Source organism: Fictibacillus gelatini DSM 15865, from assembly GCF_000430745.1.
Classification (GTDB): domain Bacteria; phylum Bacillota; class Bacilli; order Bacillales; family Fictibacillaceae; genus Fictibacillus_A; species Fictibacillus_A gelatini.
The window spans coordinates 57,194-78,945 of record NZ_AUMP01000005.1 but is presented as its reverse complement, the minus strand read 5'-3'; the positions used below and the strand labels follow the sequence as shown (position 1 = coordinate 78,945).

Here is a 21,752-nt window from a genome sequence, read left to right as displayed (position 1 = left end):
CCCCTCTCTATCTATTTAAACTGCGAACGTTTTCTTAAATGCGATAATTGCTTGATCCAGACTGTCATCTTCAGGAAGTTTCTTCGTTGTAACGATCGTGTTCAGCACATCCTGGCAGTTTGCATCCATATACGCGTGCATTTCTTCTTCGAAACGTTGGATTTCTTCGACCGGAATATCATCAAGATATCCTTTTGTTAACGCATAAAGGATCGCTACTTGCTTTTCAACTTTCAATGGCTTGTGAAGGCCTTGTTTCAACACTTCTACCGTACGCGCACCACGGTTCAATTTCGCTTGTGTCGCTTTATCTAAATCAGAGCCGAACTGAGCGAATGCTTCAAGTTCGCGATAAGACGCCAGGTCAAGACGAAGGGTACCGGAAACTTTGCTCATCGCTTTAATTTGCGCAGCTCCCCCTACACGGGATACGGAAATACCTGCGTTGATCGCCGGACGAACACCGGAGAAGAACAAGTCAGATTGCAAGAAGATTTGTCCATCTGTAATGGAAATTACGTTTGTCGGAATGTAAGCAGATACGTCTCCTGCTTGTGTTTCGATAAACGGAAGCGCTGTAATGGAACCTCCGCCAAGTTCATCGTTTAATTTCGCTGCACGCTCGAGTAAGCGCGAGTGAAGATAGAATACATCCCCTGGATAGGCTTCACGGCCCGGAGGACGACGAAGAAGCAAGGAAAGTTCACGATATGCAGCCGCTTGTTTTGATAAATCATCATAGACGATTAATACGTGTTTTCCGTCCCACATGAATTCTTCCGCCATGGAAACCCCGGCATATGGCGCAAGGAAAAGAAGCGGAGCTGGTTGGGAAGCACTCGCCGATACAACGATCGTATAGTCTAACGCGCCATGTTGGCGAAGCGTTTCAACTACGCCTGCCACTGTTGATTCTTTTTGTCCGATCGCAACATAAATACAAATCATATCTTGATCTTTTTGGTTAATGATCGTGTCGATCGCTACCGCCGTTTTCCCCGTTTGGCGGTCCCCGATGATCAACTCACGCTGTCCGCGGCCGATCGGCACTAACGCATCAATCGCTTTAATCCCCGTTTGCAATGGCTCATGTACAGATTTACGCGCCATAACACCAGGAGCTTTTTGTTCAATTGGACGAGTTTTCGTTGTGTTAATTGGCCCTTTGCCATCAATTGGCTGGCCAAGCGGGTTAACAACCCGGCCAAGAAGTTCATAACCGACAGGCACTTCCATGATACGGCCAGTACGTTTTACTTCGTCACCTTCGCGAATGTCTTGATATGGTCCTAAAATGATGATACCAACGTTGTTTTCTTCTAAGTTTTGGGCCATCCCCATTACACCGTTAGAAAACTCCACAAGCTCGCCAGCCATAACATGATCTAGTCCATGGGCACGGGCAATACCGTCACCGACCTGGATAACTGTTCCAACATCGTTTACTTCGATTTCAGATTGATAATTTTCAATCTGCTTTTTTATTAAAGCACTGATTTCTTCAGCCTTAATGCTCATGAATTTCACCCCTATCTTTTACAGCCTCAATTAGGCTAATTGACGTTCGATTCGTTCTAGTTTACCGCTGATGCTTCCGTCAAAAATGCGGTTGCCAATACGGACTTTAATGCCCCCGATTAACGAAGGGTCAACAATATTTTCAATGCGCAATTTCGCCTTGCCGACACGCGCCGCAAAAGTTGCTTCAAGCTCTTCCTTTTCTTTTTCCGTCAAAGGACGAACCGAGTAGACTTTCGCTTCTGCGATATTTTCCGCTTCATTTGCCAGTACGATAAAATGGCTAACCATTTCTGTAATCATGTTGTGCCGGTTTCGGTCGATTAATAGAAAAATTGTATTCATAACTGGTGCAGAAAGAGCCGCACCAAACGTTGTTTTCACTAATTCTTTTTTATCCGCTGTTGAAATCTTTGGATGGTTCAAGATTTTTAAAAGATCCTTGTTCGAACGAAACACCTCTTTGATTAAGCGAAGCTCGTCCTCTACTTGTTCAAGGTTATTGGCACGAACAACTTCAAAAAGGGCTAACGCATACCGTTTTGCAATGACAGATTGATCTTTACTCATCGAGACTCGCCTACCTCTTTAAGGTAATCGTCGATCAGCTTTTCTTGACTTTTCTCATCCAATTCTTTCGCAATCACTTTCGAAGCGATCATGACAGAAAGGGATGCCACTTCATTTCGAAGCGCCGCAACCGCTTTATCCTTCTCACTTGCAATGTCAGCGATCGCTTCTTCTTTTAAGCGATCCGCTTCAAGGCGTGCAGCTTTAATGATCGCTTCACCTTGTACTTCACCTTGTTTTTTCGCGTTATCAATAATCGCTTTCGCTTCTTCACGCGCCTTCTTTAATTCCTCGATTTGAAGCGCGAGATTGCTTTCAGCTTCTTTGCGGGCTTTCTCCGCTGCATCTATTTCACCGTTAATATGTTCTTGACGCGCTTTCATGATGCCCATTAGCGGACCCCATGCGAATTTGCGTAATAGAGCCATTAAGATTAAAAAAGCAACTAACTGAAGTAAAATATCTCCGCTATTTACAGCAAGACCTAGAGTTAAGGTTTGCACAAGTTTTTCCTCCCTTCAATCGGTCATACATAAGGAATGGCGAAGGAAGTTCCTTGAAGAACGTGCTTCGCCATTATGAAAATCCTTGATAAACAATGTTTACGATTAAGCTTTTCCTAAAACGATGAACGCAATAACGACACCAATGATAGGAAGCGCCTCAACTAACGCAATCCCGATAAACATTGTTGTTTGAAGAGTACCGCGTAGTTCTGGTTGACGAGCAATCCCCTCAACTGTACGACCTACGATCAAACCGTTACCAATACCGGCACCTAATGCCGCTAAACCTACAGCAATTGCAGCTGCTACTAATGCTAATGCACCCATTTGTAGTTCTCCCTTCTTTTTCCCCAAAATCTGTATTTTTTGCCTCCGTAGAAGCTGGAATCATTTAAATTTAATGGTCGTGGCTCACCTTGTGGGCGAGATATACCATTGTTAACATTGTAAAGATAAATGCCTGGATAGATCCGACAAAGATTGAAAATCCTTGCCATACAATCATCGGAATTGCTCCAAAAATCCCGGCAAAAATACCGGAATGCATCAGGCTTACTAGCAATCCGAGAAGCACTTCCCCTGCATAGATGTTACCGTAAAGCCGAAGACCGAGCGTTAATGTATTCGCAAACTCTTCAATTAGCTTTATCGGGAATAGCAGTTTAAAAGGCTGGAAAAACTGGCTTCCATATTCTTTAAAGCCTCGCATTTTGATGCCGTAATAGTGAGTGAGTCCCACAATCATGACAGCAAGCGTTAATGTTATCGTTGGGTCAGCAGTTGGCGATTTCCACCATAGCTTGTGATCCACAACGACTGAAAATGGCAGTCCCAACATATTGGCTACGAAAATATACATGATGAGCGTCAATCCTAATGTAAGGAAGCGCCCTCCCGTATTCCAATCCATTGTGCTGTTAATGATTCCTTTCACAAAATCCACTACCCACTCAAGGAAGTTTTGCATCCCACCCGGTCTCATTGACAGGGATCGAGTAGCGAGCATCGCGATAATAAAAACAATGACAGAGGAAACGATTATCATTAGAACGTTTGCCAAGTTAAAGTTAAGACCCATAAACGTTACTATAGGAGCTTCATGTTCCATTTCCACTTCACCTCTCTTCCTTTTGAGTAAGATCATCATAGCCTGAAAAAAATTAGCTATGAGCGTATGGCTTGCATAAGTGAATCTATTAACATGATAATGTAGATTGCCATCAATCCCACTACCACACTTAACAAATGAAAATATTGCGGATATCGTAAGGCGATAAGCGCTGCGAGGCCTCCCATTAAAAGCCTTGACAGTGAACCTAATGTTTTCACTTTTTTCTTGTGGATGACGGCCTGTCCGAGCCGTTCCACTTTTGAATACATACTCCATAAATTAAATAAACTAAACAAGGAGCCTAAAATAAGTCCGAGAAAAATGGAGTGATAGGGGGTGAATCCGTAACCGAGGACAAAAATAGATAGCAAGAAGAACATGTACTTTATGTACTTTCGGAATGTCGCGTTGTACTCAGTCATTTCTGTTCTTCTCCTGAAAATTTCGATAAAAGTCGGATCATGCCATACACGCCGGCAAATAAACCTAGAAGCAGTCCGATAATTAAAAACAACGGACTCGTTCCGATTTTCCCATCTAACCATTTGCCAGCAAATATCCCTATTAAAATACTGCCTACAAGCTGAGAAAGAATCCCTGACATTAACGCCATTGCCCGATATGGGCGCTTCTCGATGCTCATAGTACAGACCCCTTCCACGGAAATTGATAAATCGGCTTATTATCAATAATGGAAACCTTATCATATCCCTTTGTAAGGATACAATAGCGGCTATAGTATGTCAACGCAATTTCAGTTAAAATATCCTATAAAATGTGGTAATTTTGTGACGTCGATCACAAGTATATTCTAACCAAGTTAAAAAAATTTATAAGCAGGGGAAAAAGGGGGTTCCCCCTTTTTTCCCTGCTTATTGCTTCCGGGCTTTTAACAGCGAAATAATAACGGCAACAAGGCTAAGAATTACTGCTGCGATGGATAGATAAAGCGGTATGTTTGATGGTTTCGCTTCTTCATGGTTCGTTTGCGCTGATTCCTCATTGGCTCCCGCATGGCTTGCATGATGATCATGGGCATTTCCATTGCTTTTCGCAACTTGTGTGACAGAAGCCGGATTTTCCGAGTCCTCCGCTCCCGTCCATTTCACCACACTACCATCTTTATACGTTTGATACGCCTTCCAGACGATTTTGTCCGCTTTATTGCTTACTTTTCCTTGAATGTTAAATTCACCGAATTCTGAAGCTCTAAGTCCCTTATTTTCTGCCGTCCACGTAATGCCTGTAATAAGTCCAGTTTGATCTTTTGCCAGTTCATACTTCCAGCCTGGCATCGGCTCAACACCGAAAACTTCCACTTCTTTTGGCACGTCAAGTTTCACTTTTACTGTCGGACTGTCTTTTTCAGTCGGTACACGAACCGTAAATTTTTCATACGTCCCTTGTGTCGTTTTTTGTGGGAAAACAACAACATGAGCGCTTGCTACACCTGCAAATACAAACAAACTGAACACGAATGTTGCCATCATTGCCATTCGTTTTTTCATATCACATTCACCATCCTATTGAATATCAAAAATCCTGATTTCTTTTTTACATACATGTTCATTATCATCCTGATCTAGAACTTTGACCTCAACTAACCATTTACCCGGAAACGGAAGGTACGGCCCGCTTCTCGCATAAGTATCCTCATGTTGATTCTTATCAGCTTTCGGGCTCCCCTGTTTTTTTAACGAAACTTTAATCGGTGCCATCTTGTCCGAATCAAGCGAATAGAGCCATAGTTCAACAGCTATTGGCTTTGGTTTCCCTTTCTTTGTCACAACCTCGACTGAAAATGAATTGTTTCCCGGCTTCATCGGGCTAATTTCCGTTTTTATTTGCCCGCTATTCGAATCCTTCACCCATGTCAGCGGCTCGTTAACCGGAGTCGGGCTCATATACGTTAATGCTCCAACAATAATGGTAATGGCGACCAATAAACTAAAGTCGCCCTTCAGCCATGTGGAAATCGATTCGTTGACCGTTATTTTCCGGCGTATCATTGCCCCCGCAATGAGCACCGCCAAAACGGCAACGATTTTTATAAGAAGAAGAATCCCCCATGACGTTTCAACTAAATACGAGAGTTTCGGCTGCAAAATCAGCGTATAAAGGAGACCTGAAATCATTAAAGCCACAAGTGAAATAAACGCTGTTTTTGAAAACACGGGCAAAAACATTCGCATGTGCTCTTTATCTTTTCTATGCACTAAAAACAAGTAGAATAGCCCACCGGCCCAAATTGACGCGGCAAACAAGTGAATCATATCAAGCGGAATGGAGAGATACACCCGGTCCGCCCCGGCAGCATGGCCGTTTAAGCTTTTCACAAAGAAAGTGAGAACGATCCATACTATATTTAGCCATTTCTTTCGCCCAACTATGGCTATCCCGGCAAAAGCAAGAATGAAAGAGAAGATCCAGGACAGGCCAACTGTCGTCTTTAAAAGCAATCGGCCAACTTTATCCATTTCCTCTCCGCTTAAAAGATCAAAAGCCGAAAGCACAATAAAAATGATCAAGGCGTAACCATTAAGCTTCAACAGACGTTTTTCCCATACTCGAAAAAGGGAGCTTCTCTTTTCGGAAGACAATACGGTCCCCCAATACACAAAACCTGCCGCCAGCAACATGATGAAAAAGTAAGCTGCCCGGAATCCCCATATTACCGGACTTCCTAAAATATCGTGCTGATGATTGGCTGCCTTATCTGAAGGCCCTTTGCCCGATTTACTCGTTTTTCCGACCGTAAAGACATACGAATCACTGACAGGGTGGCCATCTGCCGAAATGATATGATACGTAACCGTGTAAACCCCTTTTGGCTGTTTCGGTAATTTTAATGAAAGCACTCGCTGGTCGGTGCTCATTTTCGGTTTTTGCTTTGCGACTGCCTTGCCGTTTCTGTCATAGACTTGAAGTTCAAAAAGTTCCCGTTCTAATCGCTCATTGAAGGTTAATACAATCTCATGAGGAAACTTGTTTAACTGACTCTCCGCGGCCGGGTTTGATTGAACTAAAGTCGCATGCGCCAGCCCTTTTGCCGGGAAAATGCCAACGGAAAGAAAAACGATAAAAATGATAGAAATCAACTTTTTCATGGGAAACATCCTCGTATTTTGCACCTTTATTTTATATAATGTGAAGAGCCTTACCTATTATAGTCTTAATGAATTTCAAAAAGTATAGCTCACCCGGGCTATTTATTGTTGGAATTTTATATGATTAGATAAAATTGTTACATAGTTGTGAGAAAGGAAAGGATAAACAGATGAAGCGAAAAATGATAGTTCCTTTCATTATTTTGATGATTGTCATACTCGGTATCGTTTCTTATCTGATTTGGAAAGAGAAACACGAGTTGCCGGTTAAACAGTCGCTTCCTTCGATGACGATGAAGAAAATCGACGGAACCACTTATTCCTTTGGGAAGTCGAAAAAGGTACGCGTCCTTGAATTGATTTACACAAGTTGCCCCGATGTTTGCCCGATCACGACACAGCGCCTCGCCCAATTGCAAAACGAGTTGAAAAAGGACGGCAAATTCGGCAAAGAAGTAGAATTTGTGATGGTGACGATTGATCCGAAAGTCGATACACCTGACGTGTTGGAAGACTATGCGAAGCGAATCGGACTGGACAAAAGCGGCTGGGTTATTATCCGCGATGAGGAAAAAATGCCGGAACTGGCGAAGAAACTTGGATTTTTCGTCCAGAAAACGGGCAAAACGGTCATGCACTCCAACACCGCCTTTTTAATTGATAAAGATAATAATGTTCGCGCTTACTTGCCGATGGGAACGAAATTTAATAAAGAAGACACGCTTGATAAAATCAATTCGTTAACAAAGGGGGGCCTCTTTTGAAAAAAGTCATTTTTTTATTAACGGCGCTCAGCCTGGTGCTTTCCGCCTGCTCATCATCGAACGGACATCAGCATCACGAGGCCAATCCAACAGAAAAAAAGCCTCCTGTGCCTATTCACGTTCAATTTGCATCTGAGCCTTCTAAAGCGAAAGCCGGCAGCAAGGTGACACTTTCAGTAAAAGTGACACAAGAAAACAAAAACGTAAACGATGCTAATGAAGTGAAATTTGAAGTTTGGAAAAAAGACGAGAAAAAACATAAAATGATAAACGCCGTAAAAAAAGGCAAGGGGACATACATCGCCCAATACACCTTTCCTGAAACCGGAACGTATGAAGTGATGTACCATGTAACCGCTCGCGACCTCCATAACATGGAGCAAAAAGAAATGACGGTCCACTAAGAAGGAGGCGATCTCCTTCTTTACTTTTTAATTAAAGGTGATCCTTATGACCTATAAACAAATTAAATGGCTGATCTTGCTTATTCCAACGATCACAATCGGCATCTGGGAATTCAGCCGCCATACATTTTTCTTGCCATATATCTCAATGGAGCTCGGCAACTGGCTCTCCCCTTTGATCGTTTTTCTCGTTACGATGATTTTTCTTCTTAAATTGTTTAACCTACTTGAAAAAATGCAGGAAGAGTTAAAGCAAGAGAAAGCCTACAAAGCGGCGCTTGAAGAGCGGGAAAAAATCGCACGGGAGCTGCATGACGGGATTGCGCAATCTCTTTTTTTATTGTCAGTAAAGATGGACAGATTGAAAAAGGCGGCCCGTTTAGAAGATAACGAAGCTTATCAAAAAATCGAAAAAACGTTGCATCATGTCAATCAAGATGTCAGGCAGGCAATCACCAATCTCCGCCACGCCCCTGAACCGCACATGTTGCCGTGGGAACAGCTTTTGAATGAACTCATCCAATCCGTAAAAGAGGAAAACGATTTACACGTGATCACCTATTGGGAACTTCACGAAAATGATTTAACCGCAAAGGAAAAAATTGAATTATACGCCTGCTTAAAAGAAGCGCTGATGAACATTACGAAACATGCTCACGCAAGCCGTATTTGGATCGACGCACGGATGACTGAGACAGGCTTTATATGCCAGGTCAAAGACGACGGGATTGGCTTTTGCGAAGAAACACCCAAAGCCGCCCGCTACGGCTTGCAGATTATGAGAGATCGAACGGAAGAAATGGGCTGGGCCTTGACTTTTAACAGGAGAAATGGACAAACCATTGTTGAAATCAAAAAGGAGAATGCGTCATGATACAGCCTTACCGCATTATCATTGCCGATGACAGCGCGCATGCACGAGAAGGCATAATGGACATCCTTGAAGATATTGAAGAGTTTCAAGTTGTCGGTGAAGCGAGAAATGGAAAAGAAGCGATGGAATTGACCGAAAAGCTCATGCCTGACATGATTTTAATGGACATCCACATGCCGGGATTGGACGGACTTGAAACGACAAAAATGATTAAGAGCCAGTTTCCGTATGTAAAAATCGTCATTGTAACCGTCTCTGATGACATCACTCATCTATTCGAAGCGCTAAAAAAGGGGGCTCAAGGGTACTTGCTGAAAAACATTGACCCTTCGCGCTGGCATGAATATTTGAGGGCTTTCGCGTTAGATGAAGTTCCGATGACAAAAGAATTGGCGCTAAAAATCTTGCTGGAATTCAGCCAGCGAAACAAACCGGTCAATCAGCATAACCCATTGTCCGACCGCGAGCAACAAGTGTTGAACCTCGTCGCTAAAGGCCATTCGAACAAAGAAATATCTGACGAGCTGTTCATTTCGGAAAACACGGTAAAAAACCATCTTAAAAATATTTTAAAAAAGCTTCATTTGCAAAATCGTGTGGAATTGACGAGCTATGCCTATGAACAAGGATGGATCCAAAAACCGAACACGTTTGAATAAGTTTTTTTGAATTTTTGTTTCTATTCGTTCTCATAATTTGGCCCCTATTAGCAAAAACTTCTCTTATAGGCAAAAGCGTATAAGGAGATGCAAGCAAATGAAAAGGCGAAATATAGGTTTCTTATTGCTCGTTCTCCCGTTATTGGTAGCGGGATGCGCCACGAGAAACGCACAAAAGAATGAAGTGGGGACAAGGCAAATCGGATATTATGAAGATGTAGACCGAAAGTCGAAGGTTAATGTTGCCCCGGCGCCGGTTAGTGAAGAAGATTATGCGAAATGGGGCAAACTTGCCTTGCAAGAAACAAAGAAAAAATATCCGAACAGCAAAGTAAGCGATTATAGATATGATACGAGGAGAATTAACCCGGACGGTACGGTCATTGACTTTTTTAATTTTATCGTGACCGAAAATGCCGTAACGAAAGACGTCCGTGTTTCAGTAATGCATGACCCGGACACCGATCGACTGATTTCAATAACGTTTGAAGAAAGAGGATAAAGAGCGCTCAGCCGCTTTGATCCTCTTTCCTTTTTAATGCTGGAAATTGTTGTTTCTTTTTTTGTCCCGTTAGCAAAACGAAAAACGTCACGAGGAGGAAGAATGCTCCTGAGGCAAACGGCAGGCGGATCGATGCCCACTCTGCCAATGTTGCCGAAAACAAAGAGATAACCGGATACAAAACGGTAGGCGCGAACTGCAAGACGGCAAAAACAGGTGCGCGCAAATGCTCTTCGTTTGCCTGAATCACCGTATAAGAAGCGATCGTTAGAACCGTCACCGCAAAGCCAAATAAAGCCATTGCTATCGTTAACATAACGGAATGGATACTGCATGCCGCTAGAAGAACGGCTGTCCCGCAACAAGCACATCCCGTCATAAGAAATGTCGTATTTTCGATGTTTGTTTTCCCGACAAGATACGCTCCCGCTAATCCTCCGATGACAATTGAACTTTCCACAATGCCGAGCAGGATACTTCCCCCTTCTATATGCTCTACAAGAGGCGCGATTAACGTATTCATTGGGACTGTAAACATATTGATGAAAAACGTCGCCCAAAAGATAAGCCGTAATGAACGAGATGCTGAAATGGCCCTGTACGCCCCGTCCATATCCTTCTTAAGCTGATTGAAAAATGAAGCCACTCTTCCCTTGCTTTCTAAAGACTTGAGCACAGTGTCCCCGCCGCGAATAAACAGTAAAACCAATCCCGCAACAAAAAAAGTCAATGCATTGATCAAAAACCCTAATCCGGATGACACACTCGACAGAATCCCGCCTGCCAATAACCCGATAAGCTGAACAATGCTCCGCCCTTTGCTTAAATCTGCATTCGCCTTACGCAAGTCCTCGCTCATTTCAGGGATAAACGCCTGCATGGCGGCTTCAAATCCGCCGGTAAATAGCGCGTTCAGACCGACTAATACGTAAATGGTCAAATTCAGATCCGTTTCGGTTAGGCTCCAAAACCCGATCATGACAACCATCCGTAAAAAGTCACTGATAATGATGGTTCGCCTGCTTCCAAAGAGATTCACGAATGGAGACAGCAAAATGGCTCCAAAAGCTTTCGCTACAACCGCTGTTGAAACAGCCGCCGCAACTCCAAACGCTCCCCCTTTTTGAAGCGCAAGCCAGATCATCGTGATGGAAAAAATGTAATCCCCCAAAAACGATAACGTCCTTGCCAGCCAAAACGCCCGGTATCGATTCATTTTTGCAACTCCTCTCCTCCAAAATCAATAGGAGTATACAAAAAATTCTGAACGAAATATAGACTTATATTTTCCTATGTGTTATACTACTATTATCATAGACGTCAGGGATACGTCTGGCTTATTAAGTAATGCCAAAAACATAGAAAAGCTGAATGGACACGTAGTAACGGTGTCTTTTTTTATTGCTAAAGAGGGTGGAACAAATTGATTGTGAAAGTAATGAAAAGGCACGTTTGGGAACAGGCAAAAGCGCAGGGAGAAATTCACGAGGAATCCTTGCTGACGGAAGGCTTCATTCACTGTTCGTTTCTAGAACAGGCAACAAAAACGGCAGAAAAACATTTTGCAGGAGAAACAGATTTAGTGTTGCTGAAGATCGACCCCGACCTGGTCCAGGCTGAAATCAAATATGAACGGGCATCAAACGGCAAAGAATACCCGCATGTTTACGGACCGATTAACATCGATGCTGTAACAGCTGCCGTTTTTTTCGTTAAAAATGAAAATGGGGAATTTGTCCTTCCCATGGAGTGGCAGGCAAACTAAAGGCGTCCAACCCGTCCAAACGTTAAGTTAACGATTGGACGGGTTTTGGTCTAACCAGACGCTAATGCACGATTCATTTATTTTCAGCAAGCCATTCATGGACTTTCTTTTCAATTTGTTGATGGAGATCATCAACACTGGCGCTATCCTCTAGCGCTTCATTTGCGAATTTTCCCGGAAACATGTCCTTGATTGAACTTTCATAGTAACTTCCTTCCTCCGGCTCTTTATAACCAACAACTTTATATGATTGGTAAAAAGGTAATCCCCCGTTAAGAGATTACCTTTTTCAAATCAATTTATTTAACCGCTACATAAATATCTATTTGAGCGTCATTGGGGTCCTCGCATCTTTCATCATACCATTCAACATCGCATGTGTAGGAACGTTCCCTCTCCGATGTTTCAAAATAACTCCAAATCTCTCTCCATGTTTCCGGGACAATTTCGGACAGGCTCCCTTTTCGTGTCGTAAAGACCAAATAGGTTGACCGAGGTACGACTTTTACCTTCATTCCCGGCGGTACTTCATCTGTTTTCTTTATTTTCTTCCCGACCGAAAACATATATTCACCATGTAGATCACTTTCATAGTCGGAATACAGTCCGAGTGTCACGGCAGGTGAAGTAGGATGAGGGATATTCCGTTCCACTTTGTCTGTAAAATACTTTTCCCACAGCGTCGGAATTTCCCCTTCTGCTCCTATTTCCTTATGATTCGATGTTTGTACGGAAATGCCGGCAAAATGGAATGCTTCACTATAAAAGATCTCAGGCTTCAAGAAGGAACCCCCTTTCTCCATCTTTTTAAGGATGGCAATGTTACTCGTAAAATATCACGGGCTTCATCCTCTTCCATTCCGTCTTCCTTCATGTAAGAAACACAGAGTTCGGTCATTTCTTTCAATGTGAGATCAGATTGCTTAAATTCACCTTTTTCATAGCAATAACAGCAGTAATCCTCGCTTCTCGCACCCGATTTTTCAGTTCCGAAAAGTGATTGCTCGTTCATCGGCATCCCACCGCTCTGACAAACTACTTGAATTTTCAATGTGATCATCCTCCTTTCTGCTTATTATAAAAAAGCCAACATGACAGCTGTATGTCATATTAGCTTCTTTTTTTTAGAGCAGGGCCTATGAATACATGTTGTTGATCTTTCTGGAAAGTTCTTTTATCTTTTCTCTCATATGCAGTGGTTCAAGCACTTCCGCGTTATCCGAAAAGCTTAAAATAAAGCCGTATAGCCAATTGTCGTCAGGCATTTCGATGTCCACAATCAATCGCCCCGATTCATCAGTTGTAATGTTCTGCGCATCAAACCACTCCTCTACAGAAGTTCGCAGTTCCGGGCGAAAACCAAACTTCAGCTTAACCGTATTTTTCGGATCATACCACTCTTTTTCCCACGGAAGCTCTTCTGTTTTAAATTCTTTGCGCTCAAAGATGCATTCAGTCGACGAAAGATGTTTCATACGAGCAAGCTTAAACAGCCGAAACTGTTTTCTATCTAAGCAATAGCCGTACAAATACCACGCCCGGCCTTTCAAAATCAATAGATGAGGCTCGACCCGTCTCCTTCCTGCTTCCCCCCGGCTGTTAGAATACGTGAATTGAGCAACAGTTAACGATTCGATAGCTCTTTTCAATATCGTCAATTTTTCTTTCACAACCGGGTTTTGCCCCCATGGACTTAAATCAATAAAGACCGATTCTTGATTTCTGTCATCAGATATGCTTTTTATCTTTTCTAAAACAGCCGTAGTGTGGATATCCTCATAAGTTGTGGCCACTCCTTTTAAAGCTGTTGAAATAGCGGTCAATTCTTCTTTCGTCAACACTTGTTTGTCCAATCGATAGCCTTTGATCAACCCGATTCCGCCATTGGTTCCCTAGTACGCGATAACCGGAATTCCCGCCCGGCTTAGCGCCTCCATATCGCGATATACCGTTCTTACGGAAACGCCAAACATTTCTGCTAATTCTTGCGCACGAACTTTTCGACGATTGATCAAAATCATTGTCATTGCGAGTAGTCTATCAAGCTTCAACTCACCACCTCCGCTAATAAAAAAGTCCACATAGAGCACTATGTGAACTTTTTGCTTGTCTTATTTTGTTCCGAATAAACGGTCGCCGGCATCGCCAAGTCCGGGTACGATATAGCCGTGATCGTTCAATTTTTCGTCTAATGCCGCCAAATAAATGTCGACATCAGGGTGCTCTTCTTCAATCAATTGGACGCCTTCTGGAGCGGCAACGAGGCACATTAATTTAATATTTTTTGCGCCGCGGTTTTTGATTGACGTAATCGCAGCTGAAGCCGATCCTCCTGTCGCGAGCATCGGGTCGATGACGATGAAATCACGTTCTTCGACATCTTTCGGAAGCTTCACGTAATATTCGACCGGCTTTAACGTTTCCGGATCGCGGTACAAGCCGACATGCCCGACTTTTGCTGCCGGAATCAATTTCAAAATGCCGTCTACCATGCCAAGCCCTGCCCGAAGAATCGGAACGAGTCCCATTTTTTTGCCGGCAATAACCTTTGTTTTTGTTTCTGCAACCGGCGTTTTTACCGTCACTTCTTCAAGAGGAAGATCTCTTGTAATTTCGTATGCCATTAATGCAGCAACTTCATCGACGAGCTCACGGAATTCTTTCGTTCCCGTTTCCTCATTTCGAATGTATGTAAGCTTATGTTGAATTAACGGATGATCGAATACATGTACTTTACCCATCTTAACTCTCCTTTCCAATCAGAGCCAGCCCTTCTATGCGACAAACTCACTTCTACAAATTTTACAGAAAAAAGGGCGTCAGTTCAAGTTGGGGAAATTTAACTCTTATCACTCCAGCGAAAGAATCGAGAGGAAAGTACGATTGAGATAACGGCAATTCCGAGAAGTACAATAACGTCCGTCCCACGTTCCCATATCGGCGCAGTATTCCATGTGGCGCGGAGCAATTCAATAACATAGTAGAGCGGCAATGCTTTGGCCACATATTGCAAAAAGTCGGGCATCATTTGCAGCGGAAATGTCGCTCCTGACAAGAACATCATTAAGTTAAGGCATAACGAGCTAATCGCGGCTGACGTTTGTGTGTTTTTTCCAAGCGAAGTTAAGAACAAGGCGAGCGGAAAGAAAGAAACGATGCTGATGACCAGGGCGAGAAGTGTGCTGCCGAGGTATTTAGGCATGCCTAAATGAAATAATAAGCTGCCGAATATCGCCAGAATGACGGCGGAGATCGCAAAAATGACGGTTCCCTGCACCGTATGGGCAAATAATATTTTCCACGGTTTCAGCGGCGTCGATTGGTATCTGCGCAAGACTCCCGTTTCCCTGTAAGAGGCAAGCACTGTTCCCAATGTAAAAAATGCGGTCGTTACAATGTTCACACCGATCCATGACGGCACATACGCTTCAGCGAAAGTCAGTCCTCCAATTTTCCCATCTTTGAACATTGAGCCAAACAGCCAGATCATGAGCACAGGAAATAAAAACGTCCAGAACACTTGCATTTTATCGCGGAAAAACATTTTCGTTTCCAGGATCGTTAATTTAGCCAATGCGTTCATCTTTTTTCCCCTTTTCTAAAAAATGTACGAACAGATCATCGAGCGTCCCTTTTTCAAATTTAAAGTCAGTGAGTGAGATAGCGTGTTCTTCACAATGCTTGAACAAATAATAGGCGGTTTGCTGCATCGTTTCGGTAAAGACTTTGAAAAAGAACTCCTCGTTTTCAACTTTGACCACTCCGGGAAGTGCGGCTAATTGAAGCTCGTCAATTTCATTGCTGTAAAACGACAAATAGTTGACGGCCATCTCATCTAACAGTAGACGGGGCTCGTTTAATGCTTTAATTTCACCGTTGTAAATCATGGCTACCCTATCACACAGCTTCTCGGCTTCTTCCATGTAGTGGGTTGTTACAACGATCGTACAGCCGCGATCCCTTAATAGCTGAATAATTGACCAGAGTTCCCGCCTGGCATGCGGGTCAAGTCCCATGCTCGGTTCATCAAGAAAGACGATTTCCGGCTGATGAAGCGTGGCCAGGGCAAGCGTGACGCGCTGTTTCCAGCCCCCGGATAAATCGCCAAAAAAGTGATTCATTTTTTCTTCCAAACCTAATATCTCGATAATGTCCTTACTGTTTTCTTTACGAGAATAAAACGAAGAAAATAAATCCACCGCCTCTTTCACTTTCATCTTTTTTTGAATCGATGTTGCCTGATATTGGACACCGATTTTCTCATTTAATGCCGTCCGGTTTTTTTGCGGATCAAGGCCCAACACTTCGACAAGTCCGCCATCCCGTTTTCTTAACCCTTCCAATATTTCAATCGTTGTCGTCTTTCCGGCGCCGTTCGGACCGATAATTCCAAAAATCTCGCCTCTTTCCACATTAAAAGAAATGTCGTTCACCGCCTGAACCGTGCCATAACGCTTGGAAAGCTGTTGAACCGTAATTACCGTTGACATGAAAAACCTCCCACTGTTATTTTCTTCAATACTAAAATATTAGACATAACATCCTATTTTCCCTTTCATACCCATATGTCTTTTTTATTCGTCGAAAGACAAACTATACGCTCTTCCTTTTGTTGTTCCTGAATATGGGATATTCATTTGCATAAGAAGATGATGGGCGATAGAACGGGAAGACAGATGTAAAAATTCTCTCGCCTCTTCATTAGTGATAGCGGAATGAACTAGAAGAGAATAATCGGCTAACGCACTGATATGGGCATCTTTAGAGAAAAAAGAACAATTTGGGCAAATCCACTTTCCGCTTTTTCTATCCATTGGGATTGCTCTGCAACGGGTACACAGGACGCCTGTTAATAGATCGGATTTACTAATTTGATAACGCTCGAGAATTTCAGGATTGCTCGGGGAGTCATGCTTTTTAAGAAGTTTACATAGTTTACGGATATCTTTTTTTAACAGTATTTCTTCTTTATAAATCTCCTTTAACCTGTTTACTTTATCAAGAAGACTTGTGCTATGGATAACGGGCAACTGTGGTTTGCTGTTTCCTGAAGTTTTTATTTGCGTATGGGGATTTGAAATGACTACGAGGGAATCGACTGGCACCAAGGGGCAATGATTGCTTTTTAGCCAGTTCTGAAATTGAAACTGTTGATGCCTTACCTGCTGTATCGGATCTGGAAATACTTCTTCTACTCCATTTACCGTGCGAATAAGCTGGTGAAAGGTTTGATCGAAAGTGAGAGTTCCTGAGATGTTTTTAACTTCGAGAATGAGAAAAAAAGAGGGAGAGAGAATTAACGTGTCGAGCTGAAAGTAGTGGTTTTTTTCAAAAAGCCGGAGATCTTGAAGAATGAAATACTCGCTTTCAGGGAGGAAACTCAAATAGTAGTCTAACGATTGTTCCCCTTTATACCCCGCTGCACTTTTCGCTAAATCTTCTTCAATTACCTTTCGTTTCGGATGAGCCTGAGGCAACCGCCGCAATAAAGCTTCTAACTTTCTAATTTTCAACGGTATTTTTCGACTTTTTACAATCAAATTCATCATTCTCCTTTCTTTTCTAACTTTCTACATCAATGGCCGACTTCCTCCCTTTCATATGAAGATCATTCAACAAGTTGGCAGGATAATTCAACGAATTGGGGCATTAATTCAACGAATTTTGGACTTAATTCAACGAAAATTCGCTTAAATTCAACAAAAAGCTGCCGGGTCTTCCCGACAGCTTTCAATCTTACTCATATAACTTATATTTGTTCGCTAATGCTTCAACACGTGGAATCGCTTCTTTAATTTTTGCTTCGTCTTCAACGTTTTTCAAGACAAATGCGATGATGGAGGCAATTTCATCCATGTCTTCAAGCCCGAAGCCGCGAGTCGTTACCGCAGCCGTACCAATACGAATGCCGCTTGTGACAAATGGGCTTTGCGTTTCGAATGGAATCGTATTTTTGTTCACTGTAATGCCGATGTCATCAAGCGCTTTTTCCGCTACTTTACCTGTTGTGCCAAGCGTGCTCACGTCGATTAACACGAGGTGATTATCTGTGCCGCCGGATACAAGCGTAATTCCTTCTTTTTTCAACGAATCTGCTAAACGTTTCGCATTGTCAACGATCCGCTTCGCATAATCTTTGAAGTCATCCGTTAACGCTTCGCCGAAGGCAACAGCTTTAGCGGCAATGACATGCATGAGCGGTCCGCCCTGGATGCCAGGGAAAATGGATTTGTCAATTTTCTTCGCGAATTCTTCTTTACATAAAATCATGCCGCCGCGTGGTCCGCGAAGCGTTTTATGCGTTGTCGTTGTGACAAAATCCGCATATGGAACCGGGTTTTCATGAAGCCCTGCTGCAACTAGCCCTGCAATGTGAGCCATATCGACCATTAAGTAAGCGCCGACTTCATCCGCAATTTCACGGAACTTTTTAAAGTCAATCGCGCGAGGATATGCACTTGCGCCGGCAACGATCAGCTTCGGCTTATGCTCTTTTGCCTTTTGGCGGACATCATCGTAATCGATGCGGTGTGTTTCTTTGTCTACGCCATATTCGACAAAATTGTACAACGTCCCAGAAAAGTTAACCGGGCTGCCGTGTGTCAAATGTCCCCCGTGGGAAAGGTTCATTCCAAGCACCGTATCGCCAGGTTCAAGAATCGTGAAATAAACTCCCATGTTAGCCTGTGCCCCCGAATGAGGCTGTACGTTTGCGTGTTCTGCACCGAAAATTTCTTTAGCGCGATCACGGGCTAAATTTTCTACAACATCCACATATTCACATCCACCGTAATAACGGCGGCCAGGATATCCTTCAGCATACTTATTTGTAAGCACAGATCCTTGAGCTTCCATAACCGCTTCACTTACAAAGTTTTCTGAAGCGATAAGCTCGATTTTGCTGCGCTGGCGGCCTAATTCATCTTGAATGGCGGCAAACACTTCTTTGTCTTGTACAGCTAGCTTTTCCACGTTTTGCTTCCTCCCTAGTTACACAATTTTTCTTAACGTCATGTTCAAAAAGGAGGACAAAAAGAGCCGAGAAGATCGAGGCAGCAAAGCTTTGAGCAGCGGAACGTATGCTTTTTAATACGTGAGCAGCGCAAAAGCAAGCCAACGATGAGATTCGACAGCTATTTTTCCCGGACTTTTTGAACAACCTCTACTCGTATTTTAACATACACAATGTTATGAATGATAGCACCCTTCTTTTCAAAAGTGGTAAGGAATATATTGGAACAACCCGATTTAAACTAGATGGCATGAAGACGCTTCTGCTCAATAAACAAGGTAAATATGCCCACTGTTCAATGAGTTCAGAAAATTACTTTTTTGCGGAAGTGAAAACATGATAGAATAGAAAGCGGAGACAAGATTAACGAAAGGTGTAAAACTACTATGAAAAAAATCGTATGTATGATGCTCGGTTTATCGATGGCATTAAGTCTTGCCGCTTGCAGTGAGACAAAATCCGCCGAGCCGAAAGAACATAAAAAAGAAAAGCAGGAAACAGCAGCGGCCCTGCAAAAAGAACAAGCTGAAAGCATCAAACTATTAAAGAAAGAAGCCGTTGATGTAAATAAAGGACTTATCAGCGAGCCTGAAAAACATAAGGGCACGACGGTAAAAGCGAGCGGGAAAATTTCAGGAGATGTCAAAGCCCTTACGAAAGGCATGGGTGGCTCCTTTAATCTTATTGTAAAACTAGGAAATAAAAACGAGACGTTTAAAGTATTAAACTATACAATGAACAACGGTTTAAACAATGGAGATAAAGTAACCGTTTATGGAAGTTTTAGAGGAAAAGAGGCCAATTCCGGAAAACTATTGATCCAGGCGACGTTAATTGAAGAAAGCTAGGAACCAACTTGGTTCACAAGTTGGTTCGGAAGCAAGAGGCAAGAAACCCACTTCCGCCTATGATTGATCCGATATATAAAAAGAGGGCAACCTGCATGGTTGTCCTCTTTCATTTTAAAAACAGCGAATGTCTTCTTTGTTCGGATAGACGGCGCGTTCTCCGCCGATGAGCTTCGGCCTCGTTCTCGCTAACGTAATGTGGGCTTCGCCAATCGATTTCACCCGGCTGCGCACGGGAACGGCAACATGGCGCAAATGCATGCCAATTAATGTGTCGCCAATGTCAATTCCTGCATCGGCCTTAATGAACTCCACGATGACAGGGTTTTTTAAGTGATGGTAAGCGAAAGTCGCAAGTGCGCCGCCTGCTGAGCGGGCAGGAATGACACGAACCATTTCATAATTTCTCTTATCAGCCACTTCACGTTCGACGACCAGCGCTCGATTCAAGTGTTCACAACATTGAAAAGCAAGAGCTACACCTGTTTCTTCCTGGAAAATTTGAATTCCTTCAAACAACGCTTGAGCCGTTTCCATTGTTCCCGACGTTCCGATTTTCTCTCCAATAACCTCGCTCGTGCTTGCACCGATCACGAGCAACTGATCCGGTCCAAGGTGAGCTTCCTTTTGTAGATCGGATAAGGCTTGAAGGACCTGCTCTTTAATTTTGTCCAGCTGGCCACTCATTTTTAAATTCGTCCCCTTTTTAACTTTAAGTTAAACTGATTGATTTTCATATTGCGTTATTTTATCTACACGGCGTCCGTGGCGTCCGCCTTCATATTCCGTCGTCAGCCATACTTTTGCAATTTCGAGTGCGAGTCCGGGACCAATGACCCTTTCTCCCATCGCCAGGACGTTCGAGTCATTATGCTGACGTGTTGCTTTTGCACTGAAAAGATCATGCACTAATGCACAGCGTACACCTTTCACTTTATTCGCCGCGATGCTCATTCCGATCCCAGTTCCGCAAATGAGTATACCGCGATCGACCTCGCCCTTTGCTACTTTTTCCGCAACCGGAACCGCATAATCCGGATAATCGACTGAAGTCCCGCATTCACAGCCGATATCTATTACTTCAATTCCTAATTCCTTCATCATTTGGACAATTTCTTGACGTAGCTGAACACCTGCGTGATCAGAGCCAATTGCGACTTTCATTTTATACGTCCTCCCAGTAGTAAGTCTACGTTCTACTAGCTTACATTGTAATTCGATTTGCTTATAGATTCAACTTTCATTTTAAAATAATTTAAAGCGTTCGTTTTATCATCTCATGAATAAGCTCTTCCAATTCCTCACACGTTTTTTTATAAACATTTAACGTTCCGCCGTACGGATCTGACACATCAAAAGAGGAAATTTCGTTTTCTTCTGTTTGTTCGGAAGATGCCCATTTATAGACATACTCTTTTAACGTAAATGTTTTTTCAATGGCTTTCGGAAACTGGTTAAAAATCGTACGTTTATGATTTTCGGTCATCGTCAATATGAGATCAGCCCATTGGATCAAATCGTCCGTCAGCATAGCGGAAGAATGATCGAGTTCGACTCCTTTTTCAGAAAGTGCGGTAACGGCGTGAGCACTTGGCGCCTGCCCGTTCACAGCAAAGATTCCCGCCGACTTTACTTCAAATTCATCTTTCCCTATATGTTCAAGTAGCGCTTTAGCCATCGGGCTTCTACACGTATTCCCTGTACAAACGAACAAAACTTTTTTCACTGCCGTTCACCTCTAAGATCGTATTATTTACCATTATAAAAAAGATTGGCCCAGCTCGCCAACCTTCCTACTGCCCCTTCTAGAAAAATAGTTTGAATTTCAGTACTCGAACATTCGTTATTTTAAGAACACCTCGTTAGATCTTGGAAATGAGGAAAAACGGTCACGAATCGTTACATATTTTAAAATGATTTCGTTCTCGGACAATAAGTGCTCTTATTTAGACAATAAGTCATCCGGTTTAGACAATAACATCTTACTTTTGGACAAATAAGTGTATAAAATACTAAATTTATTGTCCGACACAGGCCATTTATTGTCCGATGGAAACGATTTATTGTCGGAAATCCACTGTTTATTGTCCAAATGCCATGAAAATAGCACCA

General features: G+C 42.9%; 29 protein-coding genes. 7 read left to right on the top strand and 22 right to left on the bottom strand.

Annotated elements, in window-relative coordinates; all coding sequences use genetic code 11:
- Positions 1-15: 15 nt before the first annotated feature.
- From atpA to H538_RS0108785, 9 genes are all read right to left on the bottom strand, one after another.
- Entirely contained in the window at positions 16-1,518 is a 1,503-nt protein-coding gene (gene atpA, locus H538_RS0108825; protein WP_026677301.1) for a F0F1 ATP synthase subunit alpha, read from the bottom strand.
- Between the two features lie 30 nt (positions 1,519-1,548).
- On the bottom strand, positions 1,549-2,088 hold the full coding sequence (locus H538_RS0108820; protein ID WP_026677300.1) for a F0F1 ATP synthase subunit delta: 540 nt from the start codon (positions 2,086-2,088) through the stop codon (positions 1,549-1,551).
- On the bottom strand, positions 2,085-2,591 hold the full coding sequence (gene atpF / locus H538_RS0108815) for a F0F1 ATP synthase subunit B (protein ID WP_026677299.1): 507 nt from the start codon (positions 2,589-2,591) through the stop codon (positions 2,085-2,087). Before atpF ends, H538_RS0108820 begins: the two co-directional genes overlap by 4 nt.
- Before the next feature lie 105 nt (positions 2,592-2,696).
- Entirely contained in the window at positions 2,697-2,921 is a 225-nt protein-coding gene (gene atpE / locus H538_RS0108810) for a F0F1 ATP synthase subunit C (RefSeq protein WP_026677298.1), read from the bottom strand.
- A gap of 70 nt (positions 2,922-2,991) precedes the next feature.
- Positions 2,992-3,702, bottom strand: coding sequence for a F0F1 ATP synthase subunit A (gene atpB / locus H538_RS0108805; RefSeq protein WP_026677297.1), 711 nt, complete (start codon positions 3,700-3,702; stop codon positions 2,992-2,994).
- 56 nt (positions 3,703-3,758) lie between these two features.
- Complete coding sequence (locus H538_RS0108800) at positions 3,759-4,127, bottom strand: ATP synthase subunit I (protein WP_026677296.1); 369 nt, start codon at positions 4,125-4,127, stop codon at positions 3,759-3,761.
- Entirely contained in the window at positions 4,124-4,348 is a 225-nt protein-coding gene (locus H538_RS0108795) for an AtpZ/AtpI family protein (protein ID WP_026677295.1), read from the bottom strand. The genes H538_RS0108800 and H538_RS0108795 overlap by 4 nt, the downstream gene beginning before the upstream one ends.
- Positions 4,349-4,577: 229 nt before the next feature.
- Positions 4,578-5,213, bottom strand: coding sequence for a YcnI family copper-binding membrane protein (locus tag H538_RS0108790; protein ID WP_026677294.1), 636 nt, complete (start codon positions 5,211-5,213; stop codon positions 4,578-4,580).
- 15 nt (positions 5,214-5,228) lie between these two features.
- Positions 5,229-6,812 carry a copper resistance CopC/CopD family protein gene (locus H538_RS0108785; RefSeq protein ID WP_026677293.1) on the bottom strand — a complete coding sequence of 528 codons (1,584 nt, stop codon included), beginning with the start codon at positions 6,810-6,812 and terminating at the stop codon, positions 5,229-5,231.
- Between the two features lie 170 nt (positions 6,813-6,982).
- Between H538_RS0108785 and H538_RS23445 the strand changes: the two genes are divergently transcribed.
- From H538_RS23445 to H538_RS25060, 5 genes are all read left to right on the top strand, one after another.
- On the top strand, positions 6,983-7,576 hold the full coding sequence (locus H538_RS23445) for an SCO family protein (protein ID WP_051291404.1): 594 nt from the start codon (positions 6,983-6,985) through the stop codon (positions 7,574-7,576).
- The gene (locus tag H538_RS23440; RefSeq protein ID WP_051291403.1) at positions 7,573-7,980 is read left to right on the top strand and encodes a FixH family protein; all 408 of its coding nucleotides are present in this window, start codon (positions 7,573-7,575) and stop codon (positions 7,978-7,980) included. The genes H538_RS23445 and H538_RS23440 overlap by 4 nt, the downstream gene beginning before the upstream one ends.
- Positions 7,981-8,026: 46 nt before the next feature.
- Entirely contained in the window at positions 8,027-8,854 is an 828-nt protein-coding gene (locus tag H538_RS0108770; RefSeq protein ID WP_026677292.1) for a sensor histidine kinase, read from the top strand.
- A complete protein-coding gene (locus H538_RS0108765) occupies positions 8,851-9,513 on the top strand; it encodes a response regulator (RefSeq protein WP_211235559.1) in 663 nt (220 codons plus the stop codon). The genes H538_RS0108770 and H538_RS0108765 overlap by 4 nt, the downstream gene beginning before the upstream one ends.
- A 97-nt stretch (positions 9,514-9,610) precedes the next feature.
- Positions 9,611-10,015: a DUF3889 domain-containing protein gene (locus tag H538_RS25060; protein ID WP_051291402.1), complete on the top strand. Its 405-nt coding sequence runs from the start codon at positions 9,611-9,613 to the stop codon at positions 10,013-10,015.
- A 7-nt stretch (positions 10,016-10,022) separates the two neighbouring features.
- Here the strand turns inward: H538_RS25060 and H538_RS0108755 are convergent, their stop codons facing one another.
- A complete protein-coding gene (locus H538_RS0108755) occupies positions 10,023-11,231 on the bottom strand; it encodes an MFS transporter (protein WP_026677290.1) in 1,209 nt (402 codons plus the stop codon).
- Between the two features lie 207 nt (positions 11,232-11,438).
- Here H538_RS0108755 and H538_RS0108750 point away from each other — a divergent pair, with 207 nt between their 5' ends.
- Complete coding sequence (locus H538_RS0108750) at positions 11,439-11,780, top strand: DUF952 domain-containing protein (RefSeq protein WP_026677289.1); 342 nt, start codon at positions 11,439-11,441, stop codon at positions 11,778-11,780.
- Between the two features lie 299 nt (positions 11,781-12,079).
- Here H538_RS0108750 and H538_RS0108740 read toward each other — a convergent pair whose 3' ends face one another.
- The 9 genes from H538_RS0108740 to glyA form a co-directional block, all read right to left on the bottom strand.
- Positions 12,080-12,562, bottom strand: coding sequence for a GyrI-like domain-containing protein (locus tag H538_RS0108740; protein WP_051291401.1), 483 nt, complete (start codon positions 12,560-12,562; stop codon positions 12,080-12,082).
- Complete coding sequence (locus H538_RS0108735; RefSeq protein WP_245595212.1) at positions 12,559-12,831, bottom strand: zinc ribbon domain-containing protein; 273 nt, start codon at positions 12,829-12,831, stop codon at positions 12,559-12,561. The genes H538_RS0108740 and H538_RS0108735 overlap by 4 nt, the downstream gene beginning before the upstream one ends.
- Positions 12,832-12,916: 85 nt before the next feature.
- A complete protein-coding gene (locus tag H538_RS23430) occupies positions 12,917-13,651 on the bottom strand; it encodes a helix-turn-helix transcriptional regulator (RefSeq protein WP_245595211.1) in 735 nt (244 codons plus the stop codon).
- Positions 13,652-13,672: 21 nt separating this feature from the next.
- Positions 13,673-13,831: a helix-turn-helix transcriptional regulator gene (locus H538_RS26680; RefSeq protein WP_245595210.1), complete on the bottom strand. Its 159-nt coding sequence runs from the start codon at positions 13,829-13,831 to the stop codon at positions 13,673-13,675.
- A gap of 60 nt (positions 13,832-13,891) precedes the next feature.
- Positions 13,892-14,521: a uracil phosphoribosyltransferase gene (gene upp, locus H538_RS0108725; protein WP_026677286.1), complete on the bottom strand. Its 630-nt coding sequence runs from the start codon at positions 14,519-14,521 to the stop codon at positions 13,892-13,894.
- A gap of 98 nt (positions 14,522-14,619) precedes the next feature.
- A complete protein-coding gene (locus H538_RS0108720; RefSeq protein ID WP_026677285.1) occupies positions 14,620-15,363 on the bottom strand; it encodes an ABC transporter permease in 744 nt (247 codons plus the stop codon).
- A complete protein-coding gene (locus H538_RS0108715; protein WP_026677284.1) occupies positions 15,347-16,270 on the bottom strand; it encodes an ABC transporter ATP-binding protein in 924 nt (307 codons plus the stop codon). Before H538_RS0108715 ends, H538_RS0108720 begins: the two co-directional genes overlap by 17 nt.
- A gap of 84 nt (positions 16,271-16,354) precedes the next feature.
- Positions 16,355-17,320 (bottom strand): nuclease-related domain-containing protein, encoded by a 966-nt coding sequence (locus H538_RS0108710; protein WP_026677283.1) that lies wholly within the window; start codon positions 17,318-17,320, stop codon positions 16,355-16,357.
- A 196-nt stretch (positions 17,321-17,516) separates the two neighbouring features.
- The gene (gene glyA / locus H538_RS0108700) at positions 17,517-18,752 is read right to left on the bottom strand and encodes a serine hydroxymethyltransferase (protein WP_026677282.1); all 1,236 of its coding nucleotides are present in this window, start codon (positions 18,750-18,752) and stop codon (positions 17,517-17,519) included.
- A 426-nt stretch (positions 18,753-19,178) separates the two neighbouring features.
- On the opposite strand from glyA, the gene H538_RS0108695 reads away from it, so the two are divergent.
- Positions 19,179-19,640, top strand: coding sequence for an outer membrane protein assembly factor BamD (locus tag H538_RS0108695; protein WP_026677281.1), 462 nt, complete (start codon positions 19,179-19,181; stop codon positions 19,638-19,640).
- Positions 19,641-19,754: 114 nt separating this feature from the next.
- Here the strand turns inward: H538_RS0108695 and H538_RS0108690 are convergent, their stop codons facing one another.
- From H538_RS0108690 to H538_RS0108680, 3 genes are all read right to left on the bottom strand, one after another.
- Positions 19,755-20,327, bottom strand: a complete 573-nt coding sequence (locus tag H538_RS0108690; RefSeq protein ID WP_026677280.1) for a TIGR01440 family protein — start codon at positions 20,325-20,327, stop codon at positions 19,755-19,757.
- A gap of 30 nt (positions 20,328-20,357) precedes the next feature.
- Complete coding sequence (gene rpiB, locus H538_RS0108685; protein WP_026677279.1) at positions 20,358-20,804, bottom strand: ribose 5-phosphate isomerase B; 447 nt, start codon at positions 20,802-20,804, stop codon at positions 20,358-20,360.
- 91 nt (positions 20,805-20,895) lie between these two features.
- Entirely contained in the window at positions 20,896-21,366 is a 471-nt protein-coding gene (locus tag H538_RS0108680; RefSeq protein ID WP_026677278.1) for a low molecular weight protein arginine phosphatase, read from the bottom strand.
- Positions 21,367-21,752: the final 386 nt, after the last annotated feature.

Excerpts from the sequence above, each read along its gene's own strand:
- atpA (WP_026677301.1), bottom strand. The coding sequence starts at position 1,518 with ATGAGCATTAAGGCTGAAGAAATCAGTGCTTTAATAAAAAAGCAGATT.
- H538_RS0108820 (WP_026677300.1), bottom strand. The coding sequence starts at position 2,088 with ATGAGTAAAGATCAATCTGTCATTGCAAAACGGTATGCGTTAGCCCTT.
- atpE (WP_026677298.1), bottom strand. The coding sequence starts at position 2,921 with ATGGGTGCATTAGCATTAGTAGCAGCTGCAATTGCTGTAGGTTTAGCG.
- atpB (WP_026677297.1), bottom strand. The coding sequence starts at position 3,702 with ATGGAACATGAAGCTCCTATAGTAACGTTTATGGGTCTTAACTTTAAC.
- H538_RS0108800 (WP_026677296.1), bottom strand. The coding sequence starts at position 4,127 with ATGACTGAGTACAACGCGACATTCCGAAAGTACATAAAGTACATGTTC.
- H538_RS0108795 (WP_026677295.1), bottom strand. The coding sequence starts at position 4,348 with ATGAGCATCGAGAAGCGCCCATATCGGGCAATGGCGTTAATGTCAGGG.
- H538_RS0108790 (WP_026677294.1), bottom strand. The coding sequence starts at position 5,213 with ATGAAAAAACGAATGGCAATGATGGCAACATTCGTGTTCAGTTTGTTT.
- H538_RS0108785 (WP_026677293.1), bottom strand. The coding sequence starts at position 6,812 with ATGAAAAAGTTGATTTCTATCATTTTTATCGTTTTTCTTTCCGTTGGC.
- H538_RS23445 (WP_051291404.1), top strand. The coding sequence starts at position 6,983 with ATGAAGCGAAAAATGATAGTTCCTTTCATTATTTTGATGATTGTCATA.
- H538_RS0108770 (WP_026677292.1), top strand. The coding sequence starts at position 8,027 with ATGACCTATAAACAAATTAAATGGCTGATCTTGCTTATTCCAACGATC.
- H538_RS0108765 (WP_211235559.1), top strand. The coding sequence starts at position 8,851 with ATGATACAGCCTTACCGCATTATCATTGCCGATGACAGCGCGCATGCA.
- H538_RS25060 (WP_051291402.1), top strand. The coding sequence starts at position 9,611 with ATGAAAAGGCGAAATATAGGTTTCTTATTGCTCGTTCTCCCGTTATTG.
- H538_RS0108755 (WP_026677290.1), bottom strand. The coding sequence starts at position 11,231 with ATGAATCGATACCGGGCGTTTTGGCTGGCAAGGACGTTATCGTTTTTG.
- upp (WP_026677286.1), bottom strand. The coding sequence starts at position 14,521 with ATGGGTAAAGTACATGTATTCGATCATCCGTTAATTCAACATAAGCTT.
- H538_RS0108720 (WP_026677285.1), bottom strand. The coding sequence starts at position 15,363 with ATGAACGCATTGGCTAAATTAACGATCCTGGAAACGAAAATGTTTTTC.
- H538_RS0108715 (WP_026677284.1), bottom strand. The coding sequence starts at position 16,270 with ATGTCAACGGTAATTACGGTTCAACAGCTTTCCAAGCGTTATGGCACG.
- H538_RS0108695 (WP_026677281.1), top strand. The coding sequence starts at position 19,179 with ATGAAAAAAATCGTATGTATGATGCTCGGTTTATCGATGGCATTAAGT.
- H538_RS0108690 (WP_026677280.1), bottom strand. The coding sequence starts at position 20,327 with ATGAGTGGCCAGCTGGACAAAATTAAAGAGCAGGTCCTTCAAGCCTTA.
- rpiB (WP_026677279.1), bottom strand. The coding sequence starts at position 20,804 with ATGAAAGTCGCAATTGGCTCTGATCACGCAGGTGTTCAGCTACGTCAA.